Origin of the sequence: Nocardioides pinisoli (assembly GCF_024199985.1) — a bacterium.
Lineage (GTDB): Bacteria > Actinomycetota > Actinomycetes > Propionibacteriales > Nocardioidaceae > Nocardioides > Nocardioides pinisoli.
Window position 1 is genome coordinate 49,582 of record NZ_JANARS010000013.1, and the last position, 15,654, is coordinate 65,235.

Genomic DNA, 15,654 nt, shown 5'->3' on the forward strand with positions numbered 1-15,654 from the left:
TCACGGGTGGCGTCGCGACCGGACGTTCGACGGCGAAGCTCCGGGCGTCCGCCGTTGACGGCGTTTCGAGACCGGCGGCCGGCGCGAGGTCTGGCGCCTGACAGGCGGTGGCCGGCCTCTCATCAGCCGGAGGGCCGGGTGCTGGGTGCAGCCCGACGGCGTGCACCCAGCGACCCGGAGCCGGTCAGCCGGTCGTCACAGGTGACGTCGCGACCGGTCCTGCCGGCGAAGCTGTCTGCGTCAGCCGTTGACGGCGTTCTTGAACGCGGCGGCCGGCTTGAAGGCCGGCGCCTTGCTGGCGGCGATCTCCATCGTCTCGCCGGTCTGCGGGTTGCGGCCCGTGCGAGCCGAGCGCTCGCGGGACTCGAAGGTCCCGAAGCCCGGGACGGTGACCTTGTCGCCGCCGGCGACGGCGGTGGTGATGGAGGCGATGACGGCCTCGAGGGCCTTGTCGGCCTGGGCGTTGCTCAGCTCGGCGTGCGAGGCGATGGCGTCGCGCAGTTGGGTCTTGTTCACGTGAGCTCCTGCTCGTTCGGTTGTTGGACAGCGGCCATTCAACACGTCGGCCGGCCTCGGTGCGCGGCGGGCCGACCCGAAGGGGTGCACGGCGGTGACGCGGCGGCCCCCTGTCGTCGTACGTCGTGGCGTCAGGCACCGTCCTGGATCGGGGCCGCGTCGTCGTCCGGCGGTGGCCCGGACCGGTCACCACGCGACGCCCCCTCCGGGGCCCCGCTGATGAGCGGCAGGCGCCACCGCTGCGCCACGTCGGCCTCGACGAGGAGCGCTCGGGCGAGCAGGCTCGACGGCACCGCGAGCAGTGCGCCGATCGGACCCAGGATCCAGGTCCAGAAGACCAGCGACAGGAAGGTCAGGCTGGTCGAGAGCCCGACCGCGTCGCCGACGAACCGGGGCTGGATGAAGGACTGGATGACCACGTTCACGGCGGCGTAGAGGACGATGACCCAGAGCATCAGCGACGGACCGCCCTCGAGGAGCGCGATGAGGGCCGGGGGGATGATCCCGATGACGAAGCCGATGTTGGGGATGAAGTTGGTGACGAACGCGAGCACGCCCCAGATGAAGGCTCCGGGCACGCCGAGCACCCAGAGGACCGCCGTGTCGATGACGGCGACGATGAGCCCGAAGACGGCGGACACACCGAAGTAGCTGCGAGTGCCCGAAGCGAAGGACTCCAGCGCCTCGACGAGCTGGGGACGGTGCGCCCGCGCCAGCCTGACCAGCCCATCGGTCTTCGCGGCGTCGAAGGCGAAGAAGACCAGCAGGGTCACGATGAGGAACAGGCTCGAGGTGAGGGACGCCACGTTGGACAGCAACGACGTCGCCACGTCGACGATGCGCTGCGGGTCGACCTTGGCCGCCATCGCGTCGACCTGCTCGGTTCCCACGCCCAGCGCGTCGAGCGTCTTCTCGATGTTCGCCCCCAGGTCGTCGTACTCGCTTGCGTAGGAGGGGACGAGCTGCGCGAGCCGAGCGATCGCGAGCCCCACGGACAGGGCCAGTGACAGCAGGAGCGCCACTGCCGTCACCAGCAGGGTGGTCGAGGCCAGCCAGACCGGGACCCGCCGCTCGAGCCTCCTGCGCAGCGGGTGGAGCAGCACCGTCAGCGCCAGGGCGAGCATGACCGGCCAGACGATCTCGGACGCCGCCTTGACCCCGGCCAGGACCACCACGACGGACGCGGCGCCGAGGAGCATGGTGGTGGTGCGGGCGGAGGGCAGGGTCACGACGGCGTCCTCTGGAGCTGGGTCCGGTGGCCGAGGGCGACCAGCATGGCGACCAGGTGCTGGTGCAGCTCGTCACCTCCGGTGATCGGACCGTCCGGGGAGAACAGGTGCGTGGGAGCCATCACGAAGCCGCGGTCCTGCCAGCCCCCGAGCCCGCCGTGGCAGCCGACCAGCGGCTCGAACGCCGCCACGTCCATGGTGACCGGGTCATAGCTGCTGTTGACGTAGATCTCCGGGGCCTCGGGCATCAAGGTGGCCGTCTCCAGCACCGACGCGGCGTGCGGACCGAACGCCGCGAGCGGGTCGACGCCCTCGACCTCGCCGGTCGTGAGGTGACGACGCCCGTGCTGCCCCAGGGCGAGGGGCCCGCGCTCGCTGAGCACGCTGAGGAACCCGACGCCCGGGTGCGCCAGCAGCCCCGGCAGCAGCCTGGGCCAGCGTTCCTCGATCTCCTCCATGAGCAACCGCCGCTTTCCCGGCACGTAGACCAGGCCGAGGTTGCCGCTCCCCAGCACGACGAGCTCCGCCTCCCCGGCGTCGACGTCGTCCCCGCCGAGCTTGGTGTCCACGCGTCGGGTCGCCGCGCTGGTCATCCCGCTGGTGTGGGTGCCGCCCAGGTCCTCGATGACCGAGTCGACGCGTCCCCAGCCCTCGATGCTGCTCTCGACGCCCGTCGTCGTCGAGTCGGTGAGGGACCGGCACAGGTCGCTGAGCTCGATGCCGTGGCGCGTCGCGAACGGCTCGCCCTGGGACTGGCCGTGGTCGCTCAGCACGACGATGTGGTAGCGCCGCGGCGCGCGCTCCGCGACCTTCTCGAGCACCGTCAGGACCTGGTCGAGGCCGCTGAGGGCGGCGAGGGACTCGATCCGGGTGGCGCCGGCGTGGTGGCCGATCTCGTCGTAGTCGACGTAGTCCACGTAGATGCTGCGGGTGCCGTTCATCATCTCCTCGGCCACCACGGTGGTGTTCAGGTCGCGGAGCAGGCAGTTGCTGAAGGCACGCAGGCCGGCGAACGTCCAGGAGCGGTGCACGCGAGGGTGTACGCCGAGTCGGCGCTGGCGCCGGGCCTGGAACCGCTCGCGGCCGAGCTCGGCGACGGTCCGCGAGACGCTGCGCACCAGCCCGTCCGGACGCAGCACGAACCGCGCGAACACCTGCCGGGTGCGGCGGGAGCCCCGGCTGACCTCGAGCCTGCTCATCGTCATGCAGGCTCGCGGGGCGTCGCCGGTGAAGAGGTTGGACACCGACACACCGCCGTCGGCGAGCAGGCCCATCCCCGTGCTCGCCCGTGCCTCGATGACGGACGCGTCCGCCGGCCTGTTGGCCACCAGGACCCGACCGACCTCGCGGTCGTACCAGCGGAACGCGGGGACACCGGCGGCGCTGCCCTGGAGGATCGCCTGCTGGCTGGCGGGGGTCGTGCACGGCATCTGGACGGCCCACTCGTGCACCGCGTGGCTGCCGGTGTCCAGCCAGCGCCGCGGGGTCGTCATCGTGCCGGACTGCAGCACCCACTGCATGACCGGGAAGGACACGCCGTCCAGCTGGATGAACAGGACGCCGTCCACCTCGGGGTCGCTGACCGTGCCCGGCTGGATCCGCATCAGGCTGGCCGTCATCGACTCGTCGGTGCCCGCGCTGGCGAGCCAGGCGAGGAGGGTCGCGATCGCCGCTGTCAGCCACGCGGTGGCCACCGCCGTCCAGAAGGAGTCGAACGACGCCCCGGGCACGATCGTGATGGCCGCCTGCATGATGAGGGCCTGCCCGAAGATCGCCGCGGCGGCGACGGCGACCCACCCGACGGCAGCGGACACGAGGGCCAGCACGGGTCGTACCAGCATCCCGACCACCCCGCCCACGGCGGCGGCGACCGCCAACGGCCACCACGACGTGAAGGTGAACCCGGGCAGCAGCTCGGCGGTGATCAGGAGCGAGAGGAAGGTCAGGAAGCCCGTGCCCAGCAGCCGCAGGACGTCGGCGAGGGTGACGCGGACCCGGGACCGACGGTCGGCGGGCGCGCTCGGGTGCTCGTCCGGCTGGGACGGGTGGGACGAGGTCACTCGATGCTCCTGTCAGCCGGCCTCGCCGGGATGGGCGTGCCCCTTCACGGTGCTCCGGTAGCCAGCATGGAGAGGTCGCGACACATCGGCCTCACCCGACGAGGGTGACGTGCAGATCGCCCGTCGCGCTCACTGTGGGCGGATGACCCAACCCTCCGGCGGCGAGGGGCAGCCAGGGCTCCGTTACGAGGTGCAGCTGACCGGCTGCCCGCCCGACTGGCTGCGGACCGACCACCCGGACATGACCGTCCGGACCGTTCCGGCCCAGACGGCGCTGCGTCGACGCGTCACCCGCCCCCAGGACCTGGACGCCCTGCTGCACGACATCGGGACGGTGGGCCTCACCGTGACCGGCGTGCACCGCGCGGAGGACACCCGGCGGACCGGCGCCACGACGTACGAGGTCAGGGTGGCGGGCGAGCTCGGTCGGCCCCTGCTGCGCCACCTGCGGTGCACGCACTACCCGGTGCCCCAGCTGACGGTCGTGCGGGTGACGCTGACGACGTCCGAGCTGGACCGTTTCCTCCACGCGTGCATCGCGTCCGGCGCCGTCCTGGAGCGCGTACGACGGGTCGGCACCGCCCCGACGGCGCGGCTCTCGTAGACCCGGTCACCCGATGCGGGTGACGCCGGGGCGGCGCGGTGGTCGCACGGTGGAGCATGACCAGCTTCGAGGCGCCGGTCGGCGCGGAGTCACCGGAGGAGGAGCTCGCACGCCTGCGGCGCGAGGTCGCGGACCTCAAGGCCTCCCAGCAGGCGTCCACGGCGGGGGAGCGACGGGGATGGTGGCGTCCCGTCGTCTCGGGCGTGCTCATCCTGCTGGCTGCGGTGGTGGCGCCGCTGTCGGTCCTGGCCACCTGGTCCAACGGCCACATCCAGGACACGGACCAGTACCTCGCGACGGTCGCCCCGCTGGCGAAGGACCCCGACGTCCAGAAGGCCGTGGCCGCGCGGATCGAGGAGGTCATCTTCTCCTACCTCGACGTCGACGCGGCCGTCGACGAGGTCGTGACCGCGCTGGAGGACCGGGGGCTGCCCGACAGGGCGGCCGGGACGCTGGAGGCCCTGTCGGGTCCCCTCGCCACGGGCGTACGGAACTTCGTCGGCGACCGCGTCCTGGCCCTCGTGCAGTCCGACGCCTTCGAGCAGGCGTGGGTGGAGGCCAACCGGACGGCGCACGACGAGCTGGTCGCCGCCCTCAACGGCGACCCGGGCGGGGCGGTCGTGATCGACCGGGGGACGGTCAACGTCAACCTGGCGACCCTCATCAACACCGTGAAGAAGCAGCTGGTCGACGCCGGGCTCGGCATCGCGGAGCGGATCCCGGAGGTCTCGGCCAGCTTCGCCATCGTCCAGTCCGACGACCTCGCGACGGTGCAGTCGGCGGTCGGCGCGCTCGACGAGTTCAGCACCTGGCTGCCGGTCGTGGGCCTCTTCCTCATCGGCATCGCGGTGCTCGTCGCCCGTGATCGCCGGCGGACGCTGCTGGCGTCCGGCCTCGCCGTCGCGGCATCCATGCTGCTGCTCGGCGTGACGCTCAACGTGCTCCGGCCGTTCTACCTCGACGCCCTGCCCGCGAGCAGCTCCGCGGCAGCGGCGGGCGCGGTCTACGACCAGCTCGTGTCCTTCATCCGCGTCGCCCTGCGCGGCGTCCTCGTCATCGCCCTCACCGTGGCGGTCGTGGCGTGGCTCAGCGCTCCCCACGGGTCGGGTGCGAGCGCTCGACGAGGGTTGACGAGGGGCGTCGCCGGCCTGCGGGGACTCCGCTCGCGCTCCGGCCTGGACACCGGGCGGTTCGGGGTCGCGCTGGCCACCTACCGGGGCCCGGTCCGCGCCGCCGTGGTCGGCGTGGCCGCTCTCGGGTACCTCGCCCAGGACCACCCGACCGGTGCCACCGCGCTTGCGTTCGTGCTGGTCACCACCGCGGTCCTCCTGGTCATCGAGGTGCTGGCGCCCGACCCCGACCGGGCCCCGACGCGGCCCACGGACGAGGGGCGCCACGCCTAGGACGTCCCTCATGACCATTGCGCTCACCTGGCTGGGGCACGCCAGCGTCGTGCTCGACATCGACGGCGTCCGGCTGGTGGCCGACCCCCTGCTCAGGCGCCACAACGGGGTCCTGCGACGGCGCGGCGGCGTGCACCCCGAGGGAGACGCGTGGTCGCGGGCGGACGCCGTCCTGCTCTCCCACCTCCACCACGACCATGCCGAGGTCGCCTCGCTGCGGATGCTCGGGGAGGTGCCGGTGCTCACCGCGGTCGACAACGCTGCGTGGGTGACCCGGAAGGGCCTGGCCGGACGCGGGCTCGCCGAGGACGAGTGGGTGGGCGTCGGTGGCTCCGGTGACGTGACCGTCCGGCTCGTGCCGGCCGTGCACGAGTCCCGGCCCATGCCGCACCGGCCGAACGCCGCCAACGGGCACCTCGTGCGGGGACCCTCAGGGGTCGTGTGGCTGGCGGGCGACACCGACCTCTACCCGGAGATGGAGCGCCTGTCCGAGCTCGCCGGAGCCCCGGTGGACGTGGCGGTGCTGCCGATCGGTGGATGGGGGCCGAGGCTGTCCCCGGGGCACATGGGTCCGTCCCAGGCGGCGACCGCCTGTCGCCTGACCGGCGCGCGCTGGGCGCTTCCCGTGCACTGGAGGACGCTCCACGTGCCGGCCGGGCGGATGTTCCCGCGCGGCTGGATGGATGCCGCCGGACCCCGGTTCGAGGAGGCCGTGGCCCGTGAGGCACCGTCCTGCCGGGCCCTCGTCGTCGACGTCGGCGCATCGGTGGTGCTGGACCCCTAGCTGGTCGCCCACGTGGTCGGGATGTCGGCGCCACCCTCACGGGAGGTCCGCGACCCGAACCGCACGTAGGTCGGGTGGGGGAAGAAGGTGCCGGCCACGAGCGCCTCACCGAGGCCGAAGGTGGTCGCCCTCTCGATGAGCCCGGACGGGACGAAGGAGAACGTCTCGCGGAGGTGCTCGAGGTCGCCCTCGGAGTTCATCCGCATGAGGAGCAGGTTGTCGCACTGCGACAACACCTCCTCGTGGACCTTCTGCGGCCGCTGCGTCGACGTCAGCAGGTAGATGCCGAACTTCCGTCCCTCGGCGGCGATGCGTGCCGCGTAGTCCGTGGCGAGGGCCGTGACCTTGTCCCTCGGGGTGCTGGGACACACGTTGTGGGCCTCGTCGATCACGACCAGGCACGGCTCGCGGCGGGCCCGGTGCCGCCAGAGCGTCGAGAGGACCGTCTCGGCGACCAGTCGCTGCTCGTCGATGCTGTCCAGCGAGCCCAGGTCGACGACCAGGCACCGCGACGTCGGCTCGCGCAGCTCGTCCACCAGCGAGCGGGACCGACCCCCGCTCCAGATGGACCAGTCGAGCACCCCGAGGTTGGCCGCCCGCAGGCCGAGGCGTCGTACCTCAGGGTCGTCGGAGGCCAGCAGCGCGTCGAGCCCGGTGATCAACGGCCGGTCGCGGTCGCCGGCGGCCAGCAATGCGGACAGCGCGGCGTGCTCCTCGCGGTCCGTGACGGGATCGATCCCCAGGACCGCGGCGCGTGCCGCCGCGTCGACGTCGGCGAACTGGAGCCGCAGCGGGTGCTCGGCCGCGTCGTCGTCCTCCCAGACGGACACGCCGGCGGCGGCAGGCGCGTAGCGCGCAGCGACGTCGGGGTCGGTGCCGTCGCGCACGTGCCCGAGGTGCACGTAGTCGGAGTTGGGGTCGAGGATGACGATCCGCAGGCGCGTGTGCACGAGGAGACGTTCGAGCACGAGCCCCAGCGAGTACGTCTTCCCCGAGCCCGACTGCCCGCACATGAAGGTGTGGCGGTTGAAGCCACCGGCGTCGAGCCCGGCGGCGACACCCTCCGCGAGCAGCAGCTCGCCGATCGGGAGCACGGAACGGACCGGTCGCGCCCGCGCGAACCAGGCGTCGACCTCGCCGGGCGTCGCAGGACGGACGCGGGCGTCGTGGAACGAGGCGTCCGTCCGGTCGAGGACGACCCCCTCGCCGCTCGCAGCGCGGACGCGCACGCCGGAGGCCGACGTCCCGAGGTCGAGGTCACCCGTGGAGAGCGTCTCCGGTCGCATGGCCAGGACCTGCCCGAAGGAGGCACGCCCCTCGGCCTCGAGGACGACGTAGCCGCCGACCCTGAGGGCGAGGTCGTGGAGCGAGGCCTGGAAGGTGAACCGACGCCCGTCGAGCGACGTGGCGAGGGGGAGGACCGCCCGCTCCAGCTCGTCACGCAGCCTGCGGTAGTCCTCCACCCGCTCCGCGACCGAGGCGGGAGGAGGCTCGGGTCGTCCGGCCGGGTCTGCAGGTCCTTCTGACATCGACGCGCTCCAGGTGAAGGGGGCGGGGTGACCTCCCTTCCTACGGGCCGGCGGTCACCAGCGGTTCCCACTGAACGGGTGAAGCGGGGCCGCACTCGCCCGCCGGGGGTGAGGAGTCGTCGTACGACGCCCGCCTAGCGTGGACGGATGACGACCACGGGGACGCCGGCACCGGCACCGTTCACGACGGACGACTACGCCGCACGGATGCGCCGAGCGGTGGCCGACGCGGTCGGGGCGGGGCTCGACGGCCTGCTGGTCACGCCCGGTCCCGACCTGGTGTGGCTCACCGGCTACCGGCCCACCGCGATCACCGAGCGGCTGACCGTGCTGGTCCTCACGCCCGACCGCGAGCCGACGCTGCTGGTGCCCACCCTCGAGCGTCCCGACGCCGAGGCGGCCGTGGGCGCGCCGGCACTGGCGATCCAGGACTGGGCCGACGGCGAGGACCCGTTCGCGCGGGCGGGCGCCCTCGTGCGTGCGGACGCGACCATGGGGATCGCGGACTCCGCGTGGGCGCTGCACCTGCTCGGGCTGCAGGAGGCCCTGCCCGGCTCCACCTACCGGTCGCTCACCCGGGCGCTGCCCATGCTGCGGGCCGTCAAGGACGCCGACGAGCTCGCCCGGCTGAGCGCCGCGGGTGCCGCTGCGGACGCCGTCTACGAGCAGGTCCTCGGCCTCCGGTTCGCCGGCCGGCGCGAGACGGAGGTCGCCGCCGACATCGCCCGGCTGCTGCGGGAGACGGGTCACGAGCAGGTCGACTTCACGGTGGTCGGGTCCGGTCCCAACGGCGCCAACCCTCACCACGAGGCGGGTGACCGCACGATCGAGCCGGGTGACGCCGTCGTGCTCGACTTCGGTGGGCTCATGCACGGCTACGGTTCCGACACCAGCCGGACGGTCTCGGTGGGGGAGCCCTCCGCGCGGGTCCGCGAGGTGCACGAGGTCGTACGCCTGGCGCAGCAGGCGGGTGTCGACGCCGTACGACCGGGCGTCGCCTGCCAGGAGGTCGACCGGGCGGCCCGGGCGGTGATCACCGAGGCGGGGCTCGGCGACCGGTTCATCCACCGCACCGGGCACGGTATCGGCACCACCACGCACGAGCCGCCCTACATGATCGAGGGGGAGGAGCAGCCGATGCTCCCCGGCATGTGCTTCTCCGTGGAGCCCGGCGTCTACCTCCCGGGTGACTTCGGGGTCCGGATCGAGGACATCGTCACCGTCACGGACGAGGCAGGCCGTCGGCTCAACGACTCCGACCACCACCTGCGCGTCGTCGAGTAGGTGCTCGAAGAGAAGGTCGTCGACCGGGCCGCGGGGCCCGGTCGCGGGCCCGTGGTGTCCTCAGGCGAGCGCCTTCGCCTTCAGGGCCTCGAACTCCGCAGGGGTGATCGCGCCCTTGTCGAGCAGCGCCTTGCCGTTGGAGATCTGGTCGGCCGGGGTCGGGCCGGTGCCCGCCACCTGCTTGATGTACTGCTCCTGGTCGGCTCTCATCTTCTCCGCCGACGCGAGCTGTCGCTGGGTCATGCTCCGGCCACGGGCGATCACGTAGATCAGGGCTCCGAGCCACGGGACGAGGATGAGGACGATCGCCCACCCCGCCTTCCCCCAGCCGCTGAGCGAGTCGTCGCTGAAGAGGTCGACCAGGCAGCGGAACCACACCATCAGCGCTGCGATCCAGATGAAGAACCAGAAGCTCCACAGCAGCACGTCCCAGAAGTCTGAGGTGATGGAGTCCATGGTCGCGTCCTTTCGGTCTCGCCCCCGAGGCCGCATGGTCGAGGGTCGTTGCGAGCGTGGCAGAGGTCCTGGGGCGTTTGCTCACTCGTTCCGGGTGAGGAACGGGCCGCTCACCAGGCTCAGGCTTCGTCCTTGTCGACCGCTCGATCGTCGGCCTGCTCGACCGCCTGATCGTCGGCCTGCTCGTCGGCTGCCTGCTCGTCGGCCGCTGCCCTGATGTCCTCGGCGGCGACCTTGTCGATGGCGTGCTCGACGATGGCGTCCGCCTGGGCCAGCGCCGTACGGATCCTGACCGCCCTGGGGTCGGAGACGAGGGCGACGATGCCGGAGTGGCCGGGCTCGATCGCGTCCTCCAGTGCCTCGGCCAGCTCGGCGCGGTGGTGTCGCTGGCGGAGCTTGCCGGTGACCGCTCCCGCGCCGCCGAGCATCGCGGCGCTGCCCAGGACGGACGGCGGGAAGATGACGCCGAGGGCGATGCCGCCGACCAGGCCCCACCGGAAGCCCGAACGCGTGCTGTGGTCAGTCGCCTCCTGGATGTCGAGCTCGCCGGCCTCGTCGCGCCTCACCACGATGACGCCCTCGATCGCGACGGTGCGACCGTCCTCCACCGACTGCAGGTCCTCGTAGGCGCGCATCGCCGACTCGGTGTTCGCGAAGTCGGCCACCACGAGGGTGTAGGCCCCGTCGCTGATCCCGGCGACGACGCCCGCATCGGATGTGTCCGGGCTCGACGTCTCTGACATGGTCACTCCTCGCTCGTGAGGGCGCGGATGCGCCCGCCCGTCACGGTGGCAGCCGGCGCGCGGGCCCCGGATCACCCGGTCCGGGTGAGCGGTCCGTCCTCGCGCGCAGCGCACACGACTCATCCGGGTCAGGTGAGGCTGCGGCGCTCTTCCTGCGGTAGGCATCGAGGCATGAGCGACGTCGGTGGCGGGAGCCCAACCCCCGGGGCGGACCTGTCGCCGGAGGGCGACGTGCCCGCGACGTGGTCGCCGGAGGAGCTCACCCGCCAAGCCGTCGATCGCCTGCCTCCGCGACTGCAGCGGCCGTTGCTGCGGTTGCTCGCGGGCTGGCCGGGCCGGATCCTCCTCGACAGCGCCGGGAGCTGCGTGCGCATCGAGATCTTCGACCGCTCGATGACCATCGCGGCCCAGTTCTTCACCTCGGTGTTCCCCATCCTGATCCTCTTCGCCAGCTGGGTGGGCAGCGTGGACCCGGACACGATCGCCGACGCGGTGGACATGCCGGCGCAGTCCCGGACCGTGCTCGACCAGGCAGTCGAGGCGTCCGCGAGCACCGGGTTCGGCCTCCTGGGGGCACTCATCGTGCTGGCGTCGGCCACGAGCCTGTCCCGGGCGCTGACGCGCGCCTACGCGGCCATCTGGCAGCTGCCGCGCCCGCGCAGCAGCATGCGGTCGGCATGGCGGTGGTTGGCCGTGGTCGTCGCGTTGGCGCTCTCGCTCTTCGTGGTCCGGGCCCTGGGCCAGTTCGCCGCCGCCGTCCCGCCAGGAGCCGTGTGGGAGAGGGTCGTGTCGTTCGCCTGCGACGTCGTCATCATCACGTTCGTCCCGTGGCTCCTGCTGTCGGGCGCTGTCCGGCCCCGGCTCCTGGTGCCGGCGGCCGTCCTCTTCGCGAGCCTGATGCTGGTCGTCCGACCGGCATCGGCGGTGTGGCTGCCGCTCGCCCTGGAGGCCAGCGCCGACCGCTACGGCTCCATCGGGGTCGCGTTCAGCTATCTGGCGTGGCTCTACGTCGTGGCCTTCTGCGTCCTCATCACGGCCGTGGTCGGACAGGTGATCGCCGTCGACCGCGGGTGGTTCGGCACCTGGCTGCGGGGTGAGCGGGAGCCGGGAGTCCCTGTCGGCCCGGGCGGGGTGCTGCTCGACCGGTGGCGCAGCCGTTCCGGTCGCGCCGGGCCCTGACGTACGACCCGGCCGTGACGGGCTCCGTTGGGCGGAGCGGGTCCTCAGGACGTGAGGTCCTGGCAGCACGCCGTGTCGGCGAAGGCGTCCTCCAGCTCCTGGGCTCCGTCGAGCGCGCCGAGGTCGGTGACGGTCGCCTGCGTGTCCGAGATCATCTGGGCCACGGCACCGGTGACGCTGGAGACGCGGGCGAGGAGCTCACCCATGCCCTGCGGCTGGTCGCTCGAGGCGTCCTCCACGACGGCGGCCTGCGCCTGCAGGTCCTCCGACAGTGACGACACCAGCTTCCCGGCCTCGTCCCCGGCCTCGGTGTCGGGTGCGCCCAGGTCGCCGAGGTCCGTCATGAGCGTGGACGTGGCCGTGCGGACCTCCGTGAACGTCGCCTCGACCTCGTCGACGCTCAGGTCGCGCGGCTCGCTGAGGGTCGATCGGGCGTCCGTCATCGTGGTGGTCCAGTCGCCGACGCTCGAGCACAGGTCGGAGGCCCACGACTCGGCCGCCGTGGGCTCGTTCGCCGCGTCGTCGTCCGACCCGCAACCCGGGACGACGGCCAGTCCGACGACGAGGCCGGTCAGGACGGCGAGGCGGCGTCGCGCCGCCCTCCGTGGAGTCCGGTCGACCCCTCCAGCAACAGGCTGCACCTCGGCTCCTCCTCGATCCGCACGACGGGTGGTCGCCTCGATGGTCGTCCCCGGGAGCCGGGTGTGCCCCACCCGCGACGGGTGGTTCGCGGACCTCGCTAGGACCGGAGCCTTCGGGGGATGCCGGTGTCGAGCTCGGGTGGCTCGGCGATGCGGAGCTTGACGTCGACGCAGAAGAGCCCGTGGGCGTTGACGACCACCGGCTCGAGGGTGAGGTCGGCGACGTGGGGGACGTCGACGGCCAACCGGCCCACCGACGTCACCAGCGCCTCGAGCGGGGCGAGGTCGACCTCCTCGAGGCCGTGGTCGCCGACAAGCTGGGGCCAGAGCCGGAGGGCCCGCACCGCACGCGCCGCGTCCGCCACCCCGACCGGCGGCAGCAGCAGGACCTCCTCGGCCCAGCCGCCCACCGGTCCTGCGCCGCTGGCGACCCGCACGAGGGGACCGAGCTGCGGGTCGCGCACCAGGCCCACGGAGGCGAGGTGTCCGAGTACGAGGGGCTGGACCAGCACGTCGACGTCCTCGCGGCCGAGCTCGTCGGCGAAGCGTCGTACGGCGTCGGCGACGTCCTCGCCGCTGCGCAGGTCGATCCGCACCAGCCCGCGGTCCGACTTGTGGAGCACGGTCGGGTCGGCCACCTTCACCGCGACCGGGTAGCCGATCTGGGCAGCCACCGACGCCGCCTCGTCGGGCCCGCGCGCGAGCCGGCCGACGAGGGTGATGCCGTAGGGAGCCAGCAGCTCGGCGTGCGCGGAGGGCGCCAACCACTCCGGCTCGCCGCGGCGGGCCGCCAGCCGTGAGCGGGCCCACGTGCGGGCGTGGACCCCGCGGGTGCCGAGCTCCACCTCTGGTTGGTCGGCCGGGACGCGGCGCCAGGCGGCGTAGCGCATCGCCCGACCGAGCGCACCGATCGCCGCGTCGGTCGTGCGGTAGACGGTGACGCCCGGCAGCCCGCGCGCCGCGTCGAAGGCCGCTCCGGGCGTGACCAGGAGCAGGGGCACGTCAGCGCCCGCGGGTCGCGCCCGGGCGACGGCGTCGAACAGCGCGGCCCGGTCGGTGAGCCGGTTGGCCACGAGGACGACCAGCACGGCGTCGGCCTCGCCCGCGTCGAGCACGGCGCGGAGTGCCGCGGTGAGCTCGGCCGGCGTGACGTCGGCCCCGAGGTCGACCGGGTTGCGTACGTCGACCGCGCCCGGGACCGCGGCCCGCACGGCGGCGCCGAGGCCGTAGGAGGTCGGTGTCACGAGCATGCCCTGGCCGTCGGCCCGGTCCGTGGTGAGCGCGCCCACGCCGCCGGTGTTGGACACGATGCACACCCGGAGCCCCGCCGGCAGCGGCTGCTCCACGAGCAGCAGGGCGGTCTCGGTCAGCTCCGCGCCGGTGCGGCAGGCGATCACCCCCGACTGGTCGAGCAACGCGTCCACCCCGACCCCGACGGTCGAGGAGGCCGACGGGTCCTGACGGGCCCGCGACCGGCCGCCCACGACCGCCAGCAGCGGCTTGTGCTCGGCGAAGCGTCGAGCGGTGCGGGCGAACTTGAGCGCGTTGCCGAACGACTCCAGGTAGAGCGCACCCGCAGTGACCGACTCGTCGTCCATCCAGGCGGCCAGGAGGTCGTTGCTGGACACGTCGACCTTGTCGCCGAGGGAGACGAAGGCCTGCACGCCGAGACCGACGTCGCGGGCGAGGTCGAGGAGGGCGAAGCCCATGCCGCCCGACTGGGACGCGACGGCGAGTCCCCCCACCGCAGGCACGTCGTGGAGCAACGTCGCGTCGAGCCCGTCGCCGTTGGCCAGGACGCCCTGCGAGTTGGGGCCGACCAGGCGGAGGCTGTGCGCGCGGGCGAGGCCCAGCAGCTCGCTGCGCCGCTCGTCGCTGCCGGTGCCGGAGAAGCCCGACGAGACGACCACCGCTGCGCCGGCCCCGTTGGCGGCCGCGTCACGCAGCACGTCGGCGACCCCGTCCGCCGGGACCGTGACCACGACGAGGTCGACCGGGGCATCGAGGTCGGCCAGCCTGCGGACTGTCCGGAGCCCGTCGATGACGTCGGCCTCCGGGTGGACCACGTGCAGCGCACCCGCGTAGGGCGAGCTGCGGATCGCCGCCAGCACACCGTGCCCGAAGCCGCCCGCCGAGCGACGTACGCCGACCACGGCGACGCTCGTGGGGTGGAGCAGCGGGCGCAGGGACCGGGCGGCGGCGCGCCACTCGCGCCGGTCCGCGGCCTCCACGGCCTCGCGCGAGGCATCGGTGCGCAGCTCGACCTCCACCTCGCCGGCGATCGTCCGTCTGGTGGCCGCGAACCCGGCCGCGCGGAAGACGCCGAGCATGCCGTGGTTGTCGCCGAGCACCTCCGCCACGAAGCGGCTGACCCCGTGCCGGCGGCCGAGGGCGGCGAGGTGCTCGAGCAGCAGGCTCCCCAGCCCCCGGCCGCGGTCCTCGTCGGCGACCAGGAAGGCCACCTCGGCGCTGTCGGGGGAGAGCAGCTCGGCGGTCGCCAGCCCGGCGACGCGACCGCGGACCAGCGCGACCAGGGCCGCCGACGCGGAGTTGCCAGGGGAGAAGAGGTGGTCGACGTAGAGCCGGCCGGCCTCGCGGCTGGGGGAGAAGAAGCGCAGGCGCAGCGTGTCCACCGACACGGACTCGTGGAGCGCCAGCACGGCCTCGCGGTCGTCCGCGCGCAGCGTGCGGATCACCGCCACGGTGCCGTCGGCCAGCAGCACGTCCGCGGGCTCCGCGCTCCACTCCCGCGGGGCGAGGTCCGCGGCCGCCTGGTCGGTCACGTCCCCAACGTGCCAGAACCGGCGCAGACGTGCCAGCGTCCGGAGGGACGAAGCGGTGGCGGGGCGGGGCATGGTGCGCGGGTGACGGGGTAATGGGAACGAAGGCCCCGCGGCGCAGCGTGCGCACATCCCGGGTGGGCGGAGCCACGCGACCATCACCATCCGTCACGAGAACGGCTCCCTGAGCTCCTACGGCTTCACCGCCGACTACCTGCGCGAGCTCGACAGCTGGCAGTTCGACCATGCGGAGGGCCCCTGCTACGACGGGGTCACCCACAACGCGTTCACCGTCTGCGGGGACCTCCGCAGCGACCCGCGCTACCCCAGCTATGAGGAGCGCGCCGTGGCGGCCGGCATCCGGCCAACCTCAGCCTGAGCGCCCAGTTCCACTTCTGACGACCGGCTTGAAATCTTCTGCGCGCTCGTCGGGAAAAGCCAACGGA

13 protein-coding genes are annotated in these 15,654 nt (G+C 73.1%); 5 read left to right on the forward strand and 8 right to left on the reverse strand.

All coding sequences use genetic code 11. The features are described from left to right. Positions 1–240: 240 nt before the first annotated feature. The 3 genes from NCI01_RS20940 to NCI01_RS20950 form a co-directional block, all read right to left on the reverse strand. Entirely contained in the window at positions 241–516 is a 276-nt protein-coding gene (locus tag NCI01_RS20940; protein WP_254183431.1) for an HU family DNA-binding protein, read from the reverse strand. Between the two features lie 131 nt (positions 517–647). After that, positions 648–1,745 (reverse strand): AI-2E family transporter, encoded by a 1,098-nt coding sequence (locus tag NCI01_RS20945; protein WP_254183432.1) that lies wholly within the window; start codon positions 1,743–1,745, stop codon positions 648–650. Continuing rightward, complete coding sequence (locus NCI01_RS20950; RefSeq protein WP_254183433.1) at positions 1,742–3,805, reverse strand: phage holin family protein; 2,064 nt, start codon at positions 3,803–3,805, stop codon at positions 1,742–1,744. The genes NCI01_RS20945 and NCI01_RS20950 overlap by 4 nt, the downstream gene beginning before the upstream one ends. 142 nt (positions 3,806–3,947) lie before the next feature. On the opposite strand from NCI01_RS20950, the gene NCI01_RS20955 reads away from it, so the two are divergent. From NCI01_RS20955 to NCI01_RS20965, 3 genes are read left to right on the forward strand one after another with little or no spacing between them, the layout of a single operon-like run. Beyond that, positions 3,948–4,409 carry a hypothetical protein gene (locus NCI01_RS20955; protein ID WP_254183434.1) on the forward strand — a complete coding sequence of 154 codons (462 nt, stop codon included), beginning with the start codon at positions 3,948–3,950 and terminating at the stop codon, positions 4,407–4,409. A gap of 56 nt (positions 4,410–4,465) precedes the next feature. Further along, positions 4,466–5,812: a hypothetical protein gene (locus tag NCI01_RS20960; protein ID WP_254183435.1), complete on the forward strand. Its 1,347-nt coding sequence runs from the start codon at positions 4,466–4,468 to the stop codon at positions 5,810–5,812. 10 nt (positions 5,813–5,822) lie between these two features. Further along, positions 5,823–6,596 carry an MBL fold metallo-hydrolase gene (locus tag NCI01_RS20965; RefSeq protein ID WP_254183436.1) on the forward strand — a complete coding sequence of 258 codons (774 nt, stop codon included), beginning with the start codon at positions 5,823–5,825 and terminating at the stop codon, positions 6,594–6,596. Here NCI01_RS20965 and NCI01_RS20970 read toward each other — a convergent pair. Next, a complete protein-coding gene (locus tag NCI01_RS20970; RefSeq protein WP_254183437.1) occupies positions 6,593–8,125 on the reverse strand; it encodes an ATP-binding protein in 1,533 nt (510 codons plus the stop codon). The two genes, NCI01_RS20965 and NCI01_RS20970, sit on opposite strands and share 4 nt — an antisense overlap. 147 nt (positions 8,126–8,272) lie before the next feature. On the opposite strand from NCI01_RS20970, the gene NCI01_RS20975 reads away from it, so the two are divergent. Further along, entirely contained in the window at positions 8,273–9,409 is a 1,137-nt protein-coding gene (locus NCI01_RS20975; RefSeq protein WP_254183438.1) for an aminopeptidase P family protein, read from the forward strand. A 60-nt stretch (positions 9,410–9,469) separates the two neighbouring features. On the opposite strand, the gene NCI01_RS20980 is transcribed toward NCI01_RS20975, so the two are convergent. Continuing rightward, entirely contained in the window at positions 9,470–9,865 is a 396-nt protein-coding gene (locus NCI01_RS20980) for an SHOCT domain-containing protein (protein ID WP_254183439.1), read from the reverse strand. 119 nt (positions 9,866–9,984) lie between these two features. Continuing rightward, positions 9,985–10,608 (reverse strand): DUF1269 domain-containing protein, encoded by a 624-nt coding sequence (locus NCI01_RS20985; protein ID WP_254183440.1) that lies wholly within the window; start codon positions 10,606–10,608, stop codon positions 9,985–9,987. A gap of 171 nt (positions 10,609–10,779) precedes the next feature. Between NCI01_RS20985 and NCI01_RS20990 the strand changes: the two genes are divergently transcribed. Continuing rightward, positions 10,780–11,787: a YhjD/YihY/BrkB family envelope integrity protein gene (locus tag NCI01_RS20990; protein WP_254183441.1), complete on the forward strand. Its 1,008-nt coding sequence runs from the start codon at positions 10,780–10,782 to the stop codon at positions 11,785–11,787. Between the two features lie 44 nt (positions 11,788–11,831). Here NCI01_RS20990 and NCI01_RS20995 read toward each other — a convergent pair whose 3' ends face one another. Together NCI01_RS20995 and NCI01_RS21000 are read right to left on the reverse strand one after the other, a co-directional pair. Then, entirely contained in the window at positions 11,832–12,428 is a 597-nt protein-coding gene (locus NCI01_RS20995) for a hypothetical protein (protein WP_254183442.1), read from the reverse strand. A 98-nt stretch (positions 12,429–12,526) separates the two neighbouring features. Continuing rightward, positions 12,527–15,211, reverse strand: a complete 2,685-nt coding sequence (locus NCI01_RS21000) for a bifunctional acetate--CoA ligase family protein/GNAT family N-acetyltransferase (protein WP_254183443.1) — start codon at positions 15,209–15,211, stop codon at positions 12,527–12,529. Positions 15,212–15,654: the final 443 nt, after the last annotated feature.